Source organism: Streptomyces sp. NPDC060002 (assembly GCF_042737245.1).
In the GTDB taxonomy this organism is placed as follows: domain Bacteria; phylum Actinomycetota; class Actinomycetes; order Streptomycetales; family Streptomycetaceae; genus Streptomyces.
Genome location: NZ_JBHWUW010000003.1, coordinates 32,734 through 45,202 on the forward strand (window position 1 = coordinate 32,734; position 12,469 = coordinate 45,202).

At 72.9% G+C, this 12,469-nt stretch carries 11 protein-coding genes; 2 read left to right on the forward strand and 9 right to left on the reverse strand.

The window, feature by feature from the left end; all coding sequences use genetic code 11:
• Window position 1 precedes the first annotated feature (1 nt).
• The 6 genes from ACFWBD_RS04195 to ACFWBD_RS04220 are packed head-to-tail and all read right to left on the reverse strand — an operon-like array spanning window position 2 to window position 6,986.
• Window positions 2-1,264, reverse strand: coding sequence for a MaoC family dehydratase N-terminal domain-containing protein (locus tag ACFWBD_RS04195; protein WP_385662358.1), 1,263 nt, complete (start codon window positions 1,262-1,264; stop codon window positions 2-4).
• A complete protein-coding gene (locus ACFWBD_RS04200) occupies window positions 1,261-2,772 on the reverse strand; it encodes a class I adenylate-forming enzyme family protein (protein ID WP_385662361.1) in 1,512 nt (503 codons plus the stop codon). Before ACFWBD_RS04200 ends, ACFWBD_RS04195 begins: the two co-directional genes overlap by 4 nt.
• Window positions 2,773-2,776: 4 nt before the next feature.
• Window positions 2,777-4,021, reverse strand: coding sequence for an acyl-CoA dehydrogenase family protein (locus tag ACFWBD_RS04205; RefSeq protein ID WP_385662364.1), 1,245 nt, complete (start codon window positions 4,019-4,021; stop codon window positions 2,777-2,779).
• A 20-nt stretch (window positions 4,022-4,041) separates the two neighbouring features.
• Window positions 4,042-4,509, reverse strand: coding sequence for a VOC family protein (locus ACFWBD_RS04210; RefSeq protein WP_385662366.1), 468 nt, complete (start codon window positions 4,507-4,509; stop codon window positions 4,042-4,044).
• 10 nt (window positions 4,510-4,519) lie between these two features.
• Window positions 4,520-5,719 (reverse strand): cytochrome P450, encoded by a 1,200-nt coding sequence (locus ACFWBD_RS04215; protein ID WP_385662369.1) that lies wholly within the window; start codon window positions 5,717-5,719, stop codon window positions 4,520-4,522.
• 34 nt (window positions 5,720-5,753) lie between these two features.
• A complete protein-coding gene (locus ACFWBD_RS04220) occupies window positions 5,754-6,986 on the reverse strand; it encodes a CaiB/BaiF CoA transferase family protein (protein ID WP_385662372.1) in 1,233 nt (410 codons plus the stop codon).
• Window positions 6,987-7,089: 103 nt separating this feature from the next.
• On the opposite strand from ACFWBD_RS04220, the gene ACFWBD_RS04225 reads away from it, so the two are divergent.
• Window positions 7,090-8,409, forward strand: a complete 1,320-nt coding sequence (locus tag ACFWBD_RS04225) for an acyl-CoA dehydrogenase family protein (RefSeq protein ID WP_385662375.1) — start codon at window positions 7,090-7,092, stop codon at window positions 8,407-8,409.
• Window positions 8,406-9,173 carry an SDR family NAD(P)-dependent oxidoreductase gene (locus ACFWBD_RS04230; RefSeq protein ID WP_385662377.1) on the forward strand — a complete coding sequence of 256 codons (768 nt, stop codon included), beginning with the start codon at window positions 8,406-8,408 and terminating at the stop codon, window positions 9,171-9,173. Before ACFWBD_RS04225 ends, ACFWBD_RS04230 begins: the two co-directional genes overlap by 4 nt.
• Window positions 9,174-9,477: 304 nt before the next feature.
• On the opposite strand, the gene ACFWBD_RS04235 is transcribed toward ACFWBD_RS04230, so the two are convergent.
• From ACFWBD_RS04235 to ACFWBD_RS04245, 3 genes are read right to left on the reverse strand one after another with little or no spacing between them, the layout of a single operon-like run.
• Window positions 9,478-10,512: a phosphotransferase family protein gene (locus ACFWBD_RS04235; RefSeq protein ID WP_385662380.1), complete on the reverse strand. Its 1,035-nt coding sequence runs from the start codon at window positions 10,510-10,512 to the stop codon at window positions 9,478-9,480.
• Window positions 10,509-12,050: a class I adenylate-forming enzyme family protein gene (locus tag ACFWBD_RS04240; RefSeq protein WP_385662383.1), complete on the reverse strand. Its 1,542-nt coding sequence runs from the start codon at window positions 12,048-12,050 to the stop codon at window positions 10,509-10,511. Before ACFWBD_RS04240 ends, ACFWBD_RS04235 begins: the two co-directional genes overlap by 4 nt.
• Before the next feature lie 16 nt (window positions 12,051-12,066).
• On the reverse strand, window positions 12,067-12,375 hold the full coding sequence (locus ACFWBD_RS04245) for a hypothetical protein (protein ID WP_385662386.1): 309 nt from the start codon (window positions 12,373-12,375) through the stop codon (window positions 12,067-12,069).
• Between the last annotated feature and the right edge of the window lie 94 nt (window positions 12,376-12,469).

The window sequence follows — 12,469 nt, forward strand, 5'->3', positions numbered from 1 at the left end:
CCTACCTCCTCGAATCGTGCAACGGATCGCCGGTGACGGCGAATCGGGCCAGTTCATGGGCGACCATGCCGTCCAGGTCGTCGGCGGGCGGCGCCGGCAGTTCGACGGCACGGTCGCGGGTCGGCAGCAGGACGACGGCCGTACCGGGGGTGGTGATCTCGCCCCGCTGGTTCTCGCAGCGCACCTCGATGTGCACCTCGGCCCGCCCGGCCGCCTGCCGTTTGTCGACGACGGTGCCCCGCACCCAGGTGGTGTCGCCCAGGTAGTTGAACCTGCGGTGCTCGCAGCGCAGTCTCCACAGCCAGCCGTCGTCGCCGATCCAGTCGGTGAGCAGATGGCACAGCCAGGTCTCGCGCATGCCGCCGTAGTCGTAGGAGCCCGGCAGGCCCAGCTCCCGCGCCCGCTCCGGCTCCCAGTGCAGCCGCTGCACGGTGTCGGGGACGTTCAGCGGGTTCGGCGGATAGAGGCCGGGCGCCTTGCGCCGGACCTTCGCGGCGATCCCGAACGCCCCGGGCGGGGTGAGCTGCATGCCCCAGCCCAGATGCCACACGACCACGTCGGTGGTGGTCAGCGGCCCCTTCACCCGGGGCTGGAGCTCCTCGCCGATCTCGACGTCCTCCCAGTGGCGGGGACGGGCGCCGCGCCGGCTCTCGGCCGCGTACGCCGCGTCGATCCCGGCGAGTTGTGCGGGGGTGTAGGGCTCCTGGACGAGTCGCTCCTTGGCCCTCGTCCTCGAGGTGTGCCGTTCGGCGTTGATCCAGGTGCCCCGCCGCAGGGCGTGCATCTCGCCGTGCCCGTTGGCGTAGAGGTAGTCGCGGACCACATGTGCGGTGCGCCCGCCGAAGCTGCTGGGCTTGAGATGCACGCCCACCTGGGTCTGCAGCACCCTGCACCGGTCGCCGAGCCGGAGGGGACGCCACCACTCGAACTCCATCACCGCCTGGTAGGAACCGAGTCCGGCGAACGGGTCGCCCTTGAGCAGCGCCCGGGTCTCGGCGTCCGGCGCCGGGGCGGCGTCCTCCCCCATCGTGTACAGGAAGGCGGGCGGTGCGACGAGCGAGCCCCAGCGGGTCGTGGCCGCGTACTCCGGGTCTCCGTAGAGGGGGTTGTCGTCGCCGTAGCCGTACGCGAAGTGCCGTACGCCGTCCCGGGTCACCTCGTAGTTGTGCGGGGGGTTGCGCTGGGGCTGGGGAACGCCGAGGCGGCGGCGGGAGCGCTGGACCGCCTCGTCGGTCAGTACGCCGAACTGCTCGGTGGTGGTCATTTCCGGTCCTCCTGGAGGCGGCTGTGCCGGGCCAGCCGACCGCGCACGAGCTCCAGCAGCTCCACCCGGCTGACCTTGCTCGACGGGGTGCGGGGCAGTGCGTCGAGGACGACTATGTGGGCCGGCACCTCGTACGGGGTGAGCCGGTCGCGGCAGTGGGCGACGAGTTCGGCGGCGTCCGGGGCGGGCCGGTCCGGCTCGACCTCGACGGCCGCGACCGGCACCTCGCCCAGTCGCGGGTCCGGCAGTCCCGCCACGGCCGCCTCCCGTACGGCCGGATGCGACTCCAGTACGCGTCGGACCGTCTCGGGCTGCACCTTGAAGCCGCCGCGGATGATGGCGTCGTCCGCGCGTCCCTCGATCCAGACGAACCGGTCCGCGTCGATCCGGGCGAGATCGCTGGTGCGCACCCACGTCCGGCCGCCCCGGGTGCTCTGCTCGGTCCTGACCTCCAGGCGTCCCGTCCCGCCGACCGGGAGTTCGGCTCCGTCCTCGCCGGTCACCCGCAGCTCGACCCCGGCCAGGGCGCGCCCGGCGCTGCCCGCCTTGCGCCGCCACCACCGCTGGTGCAGCGGCAGCGTCCAGCCGGCCACCGCTCCGGCGAACTCGGTCGCCCCGTAGGTCATCAGGACGGGGATGCCGTAGGCGCGGAAGAAGGCGTCGGCGAGTTCGGCCGGGCAGGGTGCCGTCCCCGAGGTGACGACCTGGAGGCTCGCCAGCCGTTCCTTCGGCACCTGCGCGTCGAGTACCGCGCGCAGGGCGGCCGGCACCAGGCTCGCCGCCCTCAGCTCGTGCCGTTCCACGGCGCTCACCCATGGTTCGACGGCGAACCTGGGCAGCAGCAGCATGCGGCGCCCGGTCGCGAGAGCGGCGAGCGCCCGCCACAGCCCGCCGATGTGCACGAGCGGGGTGGCCACGAGCGACGCCGACCGCGACAGCAGCCTCTCGGGCTTCGGGGTCTGCCCGCCGGAGACCAGCGCCTGGTCGAGCTGGCCGATGCGCAGCGGGACGCGTTTGGGGGGCCCGGTGGTGCCGGAGGTGAGCATCTCCACGGCGACACCGGGGTGGGCGGGCGCCCCGGCGGGCGCCGTGCCGCCCGCCGGCCGCGGGGTGCCGTCCGTGCCCAGCTCCAGGGCCGCGCCCCGGGCGGTCACCGCCGCAAGGACGCCCTCGCGGGCGAGGGGTTCGGCGCCGGAGACGACCACGGGCAGCTCACAGCGGGCGATGTCGGCGGCGAGCCGGGCGGCGGGCTGGAGCGGGCTCAGCATCACCAGGCAGCGCCCGGAGGCGATCACCGCGGCGACCACGGCGACGTGCTCGGGCCGGTTCTCCAGGACGACGCCGACGCGGGCGCCGTTCTGCGCGCCCACCGCGTCGAGTTCCCCGACGAGCTGCCGCGCGGTCCGCTGGACCTGCCCCCAGGTCCACCACTGCCCGTCGTACTCGATCGCCTCGGCGTCGGCGGCGGCCTCGGCCAGCAGCCGGGACAGGCGGTCGCGAATTCCCACGTGATCAGCCTTTCGTCGCCGTGGCCACGGAGATCCCGACCAGGTCGGCCAGCCGAGCGCGGTGCGTCGCCGGGCTTCCGAAGAGCTGCTCGGACGACTTCGCGCGCCTCAGCTGGAGGTGCGCGTCGTGCTCCCACGTGTAGCCGATGCCGCCGTGGATCTGGATGTTCTCCTTGGCCACGTGGGTGAAGGCGTCGGCGCAGTACGCGGCGGCGAGCGCGGCGCAGACGGGCAGTCCGTCCGTGCTCCCGGCCGTCGCGGGCGCCGGCGGTCCGCCCGGTGCCCCGGTCGCCACGGCCGCCCCCGTCGCCACGGCCGCCATGGACATCGCGTGGTACGCAGCCGACCGCGCGGCCTCGACCTTCAGCAGCATGTCGGCGCACTTGTGCTTGACGGCCTGGAACGACCCGATGGGGCGGCCGAACTGCACCCGCGTCCCGGCGTACTCGACCGCCGCCTCCAGACACGCCCGCGCCCCGCCGACCTGCTCGGCGGCCAGTGCCACGGCCGCGAGGTCGAGCACCCGGCGCAGATACCCGGTGGCGTCGCCCGGCGGTCCGACCCGCAGCGCCGGGGCGCCGTCGAGGTCGATCCGCGCGAGCCGTCGGGTCGGGTCGAGCGTCTCCAGGCGGGTACGGGTCACCCCGGGCGCGGCCCCGTCGACGGCGAACAGCGCGGGGCCCGTGCCGGCGCGGGCCACGACGAGGACCAGGTCGGCGCTGTGGCCGTCCACGACGAACATCTTCGTGCCGAGGACCCGCCAGGCGCCGTCGCCGTGCACGGCCTCGGCAGTCACGTCCGCGAGGTTCCACGATCCGCTCTCCTCGGCCAGCGCCAGCGTGCCGGTCAGCGAACCGTCGGCGATCGCGGGCAGCCAGCGCGCCTTCGCCGTGTCGTCGCCGGACGCGGCGAGGGCCTGTCCGGCCAGGGCCACGGTGGCGAAGTACGGCGAGGGCAGCAGGACCCGGCCGAGTTCCTCCAGGACGATCCCCAACTCGACGGGACCGCCGCCGAAGCCGCCGTGCTCCTGAGGCAACGCGATGGCGTGCAGGCCGAGTTGGCCGGCCATCTGTCGCCAGAGCGCCGGGTCGTGGCCCTGCTCGGACTCCATCGCCCGGCGTACCGCCTCGCTCGGCGCCTTGTCCGCGAGGAAGCGGCGCAGGGTGGAGCGGAGCTCTTCGTGCTCGTCGGTGAAGGTGGAGACGGGGGTGGAGGTGGAGCCGGGGGTGGAGGTGAGGGTCGGTGCCACGTCTTTCGCGTCCTCGGCAGTCACTCGGGCGTCTTCGACCGCAGGTAGGCGGAGAAGTCGGGCATCCGGGCACGGTCCACGATCTCGATCCGGAGCCCGGAGGGGGCCAGGTGGTAGGCGAAGACCGACGGTGTCCCGTCGGTCACCGCGCAGGCCTCCAGGGCGAAGCCGGACTCCGCCAGCCGGTGCGACGTCGTCGCGAGGTCGTCGCAGAAGTAGCCCAGGTGGTGCGTCGCGGTGTGCTCGGACGCGGTCCACGGCGTCCCGGGGATCTCCTGCACGAGTTCGAGGTGCGGGGCGTCCAGCGAGTACGCGTAGCGGAGGTTCAGCACCCGGTCGCCGTCCGCGAGCCGGACCGGCAGCTCGGCGGACATGGTCCGGGTCCACCGGTGGCCGGCGACCTCGCCCATCCGGGCCTTCCAGGCGTCGATGTCCGAAACGACGATGCCGGTGTGGTAGAGATCCGCCGCGCGGAGGGGATGCGTCATGGCCGGCCCCTCACCACTGCAGCCGCAGCGACGTGATGCCGTACATGTTGCCGTGCTGCCAGAGCTCCTGGCCCGGTGCGACCCGGTAGTCGGGGATGCGCCGGTGCCATTCCTCCACCGCCACGTTGAGTTCGAGGCGGGCGAGATGCGAGCCCAGGCAGCGGTGCGGGCCCGAGCCGAACGCGATGTGGTTGGTGGCCCTGCGGTGCAGGTCCACCTCCAGCGGGTGGTCGTACCGCCCGGGATCGCGGTTGGTGACCGCCAGCGGGAGCATCACCATCTCGCCGGCCTTGACCGGACAGCCGCCGATCTCGACGTCCCGCGTCGCCTTGCGTGCCGGGACGACGAACGAGTAGACGCGGAGGATCTCCTCCACCGCGGTGGGGACGAGCGAGGGGTCGGCGAGGATCTCGGCCCGCTGCTCCGGGTGCGTGGCGAAGTGGTACAGCGCCCAGCCGATGGAGATCGGGACCGTGTCGAAGCCCGCCTGGAACATCAGGACGCAGAAGGCGTGCATGTCCCGGTCGCCGATCGGCTCGCCGTCGATCGTCCAGGTCATGGCGTGGGACAGCAGGTCGTCGCGCGGCGTCCTACGGCGCAGGGCGATCTGTTCCTCGAAGTACGCGGACACCTCCCGCATGGCGGCCAGTTGCCGTGCGCCGTCCGGGTCCTCGGCGTGGGACAGGTGCAGCAGCGCGTGGGTCCACGCGAGGAAGACGGGCAGATCCTCCTCCGGCAGGCCCATCAGACGCATGAAGATCACGGTGGGGAAGCGGCGTGCGAACGCGTCGAGCACGTCGGCGCCGTCGCGGCCCTCCAGGGCCTCGATCATCTCCGCCGCGACCCGGCGGACCTCCGGTTCCCGGGCGGCGACGGTACTCGGGGAGAAGTAGCGGCCGAGCAGGCGGCGCCACACGTTGTGCACGGGCGGGTCCAGCATCTCGGGGATCCACAGGAACTTCGGGTCCGCCTCGAGCGCGGTCACCGACCTGTTGGAGAAGGTCCGCCAGTCCTGGAGCGCCTGCTGCACCTGCGGGCCGTCCGTGACGACCCAGTAGCCGCGGGCGACGGTGCTGCGGAACCCACGGTGGGCGCCGGCCATCTCGTCCCAGCGCTCCTGGTGACTGAGGACCGGGCCGCCGAGCCGGTTGTCGAAGTGATAGGCGGGCAGACCGTCGTGGGTTCCGTCCGGTTCGGGCGTCGTACGCATCACGGCTCCTTCCGTCGTACCTCGGGTCCGTCCGTCACGTCGCCGCACCGTCGATCTTGAGCGCGATCAGCTCGTCCTCGGTGAGGCCGAGCGAGCGCAGGACCTCGTCGGTGTGCTCCGCGAACTGGGGCGCCCGGGTGAGACCGGCCGGCGTCTCGTCGAACTGGACCGGGCTCGCGACGAGTTCACGGTCGACCCCGTCGGCGTCCACGACGGGGGCGATCAGGCCGTTGGCGCGCAGGGCGGGATCCTGGCCGACCTCCCAGGCGTTCTGCACGGCCGCCCACTGGCCCTCCCCCCGGGAGAGGATCTCGACCCACTCCGCGAAGGGGCGGGCCGCGACGAGGCCGGCGACGATCCCGGCGGCCGCGGCCGCGTTGGCCATCAGCTTCTCGGTGCTGTCGAAGCGTTCGTCGCCGCTCAGTTCCTCGCGTCCGGCCAGCTTGCAGAACTCCGCCCAGTACCGGCCGGGTTGCAGCATCGACAGCTCGATCCAGCGGCCGTCCGCGGTGCGGTAGGCCCCGATGAGCGGATTGGTGGCCGAGCCGTGCCGGGGCGGGGTGTTCACCGGGAGCGGGCCGCCGGTCATCAGCGCGAGGTTGACCGTGAACTGCGTCGCCCAGGCGCCGACGCCGACCAACGACACGTCCACCACGGACGGTTCACCGGTCGTGGCACGGGAGTAGAGAGCGGCGGCGATGCCTCCGGCGAGCGCCATGCCGCCCATCGAGTCGCCGTAGGCGCCCGCGGGCATCCGCGTCATCCGGTCCGCGCCGGGCGGGGTGACGCCGGCGGCGCTGCCGCCGCGTGCCCAGAAGGCGGTGCTGTCGTAGCCGCCCTTGCCGGCCTCGTCCCCACGGGCGCCGAAGCCGCTGCCGCGGACGTAGACGATGTCGGGGTTGACCGCCCGCACGTCCTCCACGTCGATCCGCAGCTTCGCCCGTGCCGCCGGCAGGAAGTTCGTGAGGAACACGTCGCTGGTCCGGATCAGCTCCTCCAGCACGCGGCGCGCGGACGGCTTCTCCAGGGCGAGGCCGACGCTGCGTTTCCCGCGGTTGGGCCCCTCCATGATCGGGAAGAACGACGACCCCTCGCTCGCGGCCTCGTAGCCGAGCACCCGGACCAGTCCGCGCTGTGCGTCGCCGCGTTCGGCGTGCTCGATCTTGATCACGTCGGCGCCCCAGTCCGCGAGCACGGCACCCGCCGCCGGGACGAAGGTGAACTGGGCGACCTCGAGCACCCGCACGCCCTCCATCGGCCTCTGCATCGGACCAACTCCTCTGCGGCTCATCGCTATTGCGCATACCCAATGCGCCAACTCTGCCCCAGAGTATGGACCGGGAGGAGCTAAAAAGTATACTGTTTTCGCCATGCTGGATTTCACGATCGACCCTGAGTTCCAGGCCGGGCTGGACTGGGCCGCGGCCTTCGTACGTGAGGAGGTCGAGCCGCTGGACCTGCTGTTCCCGCACGGCGGCGACCCGTACGACACCCGCAACGAGAAAGCCCGCGCGATCCTGAGGCCGCTGCAGCAGCAGGTCCGGGAGCAGGGCCTGTGGGCCTGTCACCTCGGCCCCGAACTGGACGGCCCCGGCTACGGCCAGGTGAAACTCGCCCTCCTCAACGAGATCCTCGGCCGCTCCTACTGGGCCCCGACGGTGTTCGGCACCGCCGCACCGGACACCGGCAACGCCGAGATCCTCGCCATGTTCGGCACCGAGGAGCAGAAGGCCCGCTATCTGCGGCCGCTGCTCGACGGCGAGATCGTCTCCACTTTCTCGATGACCGAACCGCAGGCCGGAGCCGACCCCAAGGAGTTCGTCTGCCGCGCCCGGCGGGACGGCGAGGAGTGGGTGATCGACGGGGAGAAGTGGTTCTCCTCCAACGCCCGTTACGCGGCCTTCCTCATCGTCATGGCCGTCACCGACCCGGACGCGCCGCCGCACGCCCGCATGTCGATGTTCATCGTGCCGGCCGAGACGCCGGGCATCGAGATCAAACGCAACGTCGGCACGATGGACGAGCGCGGCTCCCTCGACGAGGGCATCCACGCCTACCTCCGCTACCACCGGGTCCGCGTCCCGCTCGACGCCATGCTCGGCGGTCCCGGCGAGGGCTTCAAGGTGGCCCAGGCCCGCCTCGGCGGCGGCCGCGTGCACCACGCGATGCGCACGGTGGGCAAGTGCACCCGCGCCTTCGACATGATGTGCGAGCGGGCGCTGTCCCGCCGCACCCAGGGAACCCTGCTCGCCGAGAAACAGGCGGTGCAGCAGTTCATCGCGGACTCCTGGGTGGAGCTCCAGCAGTTCCGGCTGCTCGTCCTGCACACCGCCTGGCTCATCGACACCCGGCCGCACGGCGCCGCACGCACCCAGATCGCCATGTGCAAGGTCCAGACGGCCAAGGTGCTGCACGACATCGTCCAGCGGGCGGTGCACCTGCACGGGTCGCTCGGCACCACCGACGAACTCCCGCTCGCGAAGTGGTGGATGGCCGCGCCGAACCTCGCCCTCGCCGACGGCCCGACCGAGGTGCACCGCACCACCATCGCCAAGCAGCTGCTGAAGAACCACCGGCCGGCCGAGGGGCTGTTCCCCAGCGAGCACATCCCGCCGAAGCGGGAGGCCGCCCGCAAGCGGTACGCGCACATCATCGGCGACGACGCTCTCAGCGGCCGGGTGGACGAATGAACGACGCGGACTCCCCCGGCCCGGCCGGCCTGTTCGACCTGTCCGGCAAGGTCGCGCTCGTCACCGGCGGCAGCCGGGGCCTGGGGCGGGAGATGGTGCGGGCCTTCGCCGTCGCGGGCGCCGACGTGGTGATCGCCAGCCGCAAGCTGGACGCGTGCGAGACGGTCGCGGCGGAGGTCCGCGGCCTCGGCCGGCGCGCGCTGCCGGTCGCCGCGCACGTGGGCCACTGGGACGACCTCGGCCGGCTGGCCGACACCGCGTACGAGGAGTTCGGGAAGGTCGACGTCCTCGTGAACAACGCCGGCATGTCACCGCTGGCGCCCTCTTCGCAGGAGACCGGCGAGGAGCTGTTCGACAAGGTCGTCGGGGTCAACTTCAAGGGCCCGTTCCGGCTCGCCTCGCTGGTCGGGCGGCGGATGTCCGAGGGCGGCGGCGGCTCGATCATCAACGTCTCCTCCTCGGGAGCGCTGTTCCCCCAGCCGCGGTTCGGCCCCTACGCCGGCGCCAAGGCCGCGCTCAACGCGCTGACCACCGTCTTCGCCCTGGAGTACGGCCCGAAGGTGCGCGTCAACACCATCTCGGCCGGCCCGTTCCTGACCGACATCTCCCAGGCCTGGCCCGAGGAGAAGCGCCGGAGCACGCGCAGCGCGATCGGCCGGCCCGGCCGGCCGGAGGAGATCATCGGCACGGCGCTGTACCTGGCGAGCGACGCCTCCAGCTACACCACGGGCTCACTGATCCGGGTGGACGGCGGCCTGTACTGAGGCTCCGCCGGCTCTGCGGTTCGTCTTGCCACGGGCCGGTTAATTTCTTGGCCGCGGGCCGGTTGGTTCTTCGGCCGCGAGCCGGTTGGTTCGTCGGGCTGCGAGCGGTTGGCTTCTTGGCCGCGAGCCGGTTGGTTCGTTGGGCTGCGAGCGGTTGGTTTCTTGGCCGCGGGCCGGTTGGTTTCTTGGCCGCGGGCCGGTTGGTTCTTCGGCCGCGAGCCGGTGGGGGCTGGTCGCGGCCGCGCGGCGGAGCCGCACACGTCAGAGCCCCGCGCCCCTGCGGGGCGCGGCATCCCCAGGTGGCTCAGGCCGCTCGGCCGAGCAGCTGCGTCGCCTCGGCCAGGAGCACCGGGAGCGCGGGCAGCATGCGCCGGTGCATGTCGGTCAGCCGCCCCGCCTTCCGGCCGCGCTTGATCAGCAGGGCGGTCGCGGCGGACTCCTTGTACTTGGTCAGCGCCTCGAACCAGGACAGGTCCGGCAACGCCTCGCCCCGCGTCTCCTGGTAGGCGTCGATCAGCTCCGCCTTCCCCGGCATCCCGGTCGGCTCCCCCGACGGGGACGCCGGGTGGCGGGCCTCGTCGGTGAAGAAGGTCAGCCAGGTGATGTCGACCCGGGGATCGCCGAGCGCCCAGATCTCCCAGTCGATGACGGCGTTGACCGAGTCCGCGTCGCAGAGCGTGTTGCCGAGCCGGTAGTCGCCGTGCGTGAACACCGGCATCATCGCGGCGGGCATCGTGGCGCGCAGCCGTTCCCCGACGGCCTCGTACCCGGTGCGCAGGTCCTCGGGCACGGTCGTGAACGCCCGGGTCCAGCGGTCGATCTCGGCGCCGAGGGTGACGACGGGTTCCACGGCGAGGGCGGTCCGCTTGGGGTCCACCCGGTGCAGGTGCGCGAGCATCCGGGCCGCGTCGAGGGCGCGGGCCCGTACCTGAGCCGCGGGAACGGTTCCCCGTGGCACGAGCACCGGTTCCACGCACTGCCCGGGCACGAGCTCCATCGCCACGAAGGGCTGGCGAGCCGTCGGCGCACCCCTGTCGGAGAACAGCACCTTCGGCACCCGCACCCCCACCACACCCGCCAGCAGCTGCATCAGCCGCGCCTGGCGCAGTACGTCCCGGTTGCGGACCGGCGGCAGGCCGGGCGGGGCCACTTTGAGGACGACGCGCTCGTGTCCGGCGGGGACACCCGACAGCACGGCCACGTAGGTGAGGCTGGACGTGCCGCCGGTGAGCGGCTCGACCGACTCCACCGTGGCCCCGGGAACCCAGCCGCGGACCGCGACGGCTGTCCGTCGCGTCAGCTCCGCTGTCCGGTCGGCACTGTCCGCGACGACGCTCATGTCCTCGTCCCTGTCGGTCCCCGCCGGTCCACGGCTTGACGGCTCCCGGCGGTCAGCGCCTCGACGATGTCGCGGCGTACGAGCTTGCCGGTCGGGGTGCGGGGCAATTCGGGCCAGCGGGTGATGCGGTCCGGTGTCTTCGAGCCGCGCAGCGTGCCGCGCACCTGCGCGCGCAGGGCGTCCGGGTCGATCGCCACACCGTCGCGCAGGACGACCACCGCCTCGATCCGCTGGCCCCACTCCTCGTCCGGGACGCCGACGACGACCGCGTCGAGCACGTCCGGGTGGCCCAGCAGGATGTCCTCGATCTCGGCGGGCGCGATGTTCTCGGCACCGCGGATGATCGTGTCGTCGGCCCTGCCCTCGATGTGGAGATAGCCGTCCCGGTCGATGCGGCCCCGGTCGCGGGTGTGGAAGAAGCCCCGCTCGTCGACCGTTGAGCCCTGGCCCGCGTACTCGCCCGACACCTGCTCGCCGCGCACCCAGATCTGCCCGGTCCCGCCGGGGGCCGCGACCGCGCCGGACGCGTCACGGACCTCCAGTTCGACACCCGGCACCGGCAGTCCGGCCGAACCGAGCCGGGCCCGCACCGCCGGATCGTCGCTCGCCGCGGCCGTCCGGTGCTCCTGCGGCCCCAGGACCGTGATCGTGGACGAGGTCTCCGTGAGCCCGTAGGCGTTCACGAAGTCCACGTGCGGCCAGACGCGCAGCGCGGTCTCGACGACCCGCACCGGCATCCGGGCTCCGCCGTAGGCGAGCGCGCGCAGCGAGGGCACCGACCGGTCGAGGCCGCCGGTGTCCATGAGGCGGGCGAGCATCGTCGGCACCACCATCGCGTGGGTGATCCGCTGCTCCCGTACCAGGCCGAGCCAGCCGTCCGGCGTGAACTGCTCCAGGGTCAGGGTCCGGCGCCCCGCGTAGAGGTTGGTCAGCACGTTGGACACGGCGGCGATGTGGTACGGCGGGACGCTCACCAGGGCCGCCGCGCCGGGCTCGGCCGCGGCGAACTCCACCGTGCCGAGCACGTACGACACCAGGTGGCGGTGGCGCAGGAGCACGCCCTTGGGCGCGGAGGTCGTCCCGCTCGTGTAGATGAGGACGGCGGGCGACGCGGGCGGCGGCGGATCGTCGGCCGCGGGGCCGGGGCCGGGGTGGCGCGCGGCCCGGGCGAGCCACTCGGCCGGGCTGTGCACGGTCAGCCCGGCACGGCGCAGGGCCTCGCCGTGCTCCGGATCGGCGATGCCCAGCGCGCGGGGGTGGTTGGCCAGCAGCGCGTCGAGCTGGGCGTCGCCCAGGCGGTAGTTGACCGGCACCAGGGGCACTCCGGCGCGGGCGGCCGCGAACAGTGCGACCGCGAGGGCCGGACCGTTCACGGCGAGGTACACGATCGCGTCGGCGTCGGCCGCGCGCACCAGGTGTGCTCCGCCGGCCGCCAGTTCGCGCAGCCGGCGGGCGGTCAGCCCGTCGTCCGTGCGCCCGATGACGACCCGGTCGCCGAATCCCTCGGCGGCCATGTCCGACAGCATCGATATGTTCACGGGGCTCCCCCGCCCCTCAGTCCGAGGCCGGGAGCGGCTTGGCGCTCTTCACCGGCAGCGGGACGCCGTTCAGCGCCAGGGTGCCCGGCCCGGGCTTCGTGCAGAGGAGCTCGACGCCGAGGTCCTCGTCGGCGTACCGCTTGCCGAGCAGCGAACCGCCCATCAGTTCGGGGTCGGGCTCGCCGGTGAGGGATCCCGGCCCGGCCCCCTCCACCATGGCGGCCCCGCCGCACGTGATCTCCAGCTCTTCGTCGGGGCACCGCACGACGATCACCGCCGTCGGATCGACCGTACTGGCGAGCATCTGCCCCACGCGTGGCCTCATCGCAGTGTCCTCCGCGGCTCTCGTGGTGCCGATCACTGGCACCGAGTAACCAGAGAAAAGTATACTACTTTCCCCGATCGCGTCGAGAACGGAG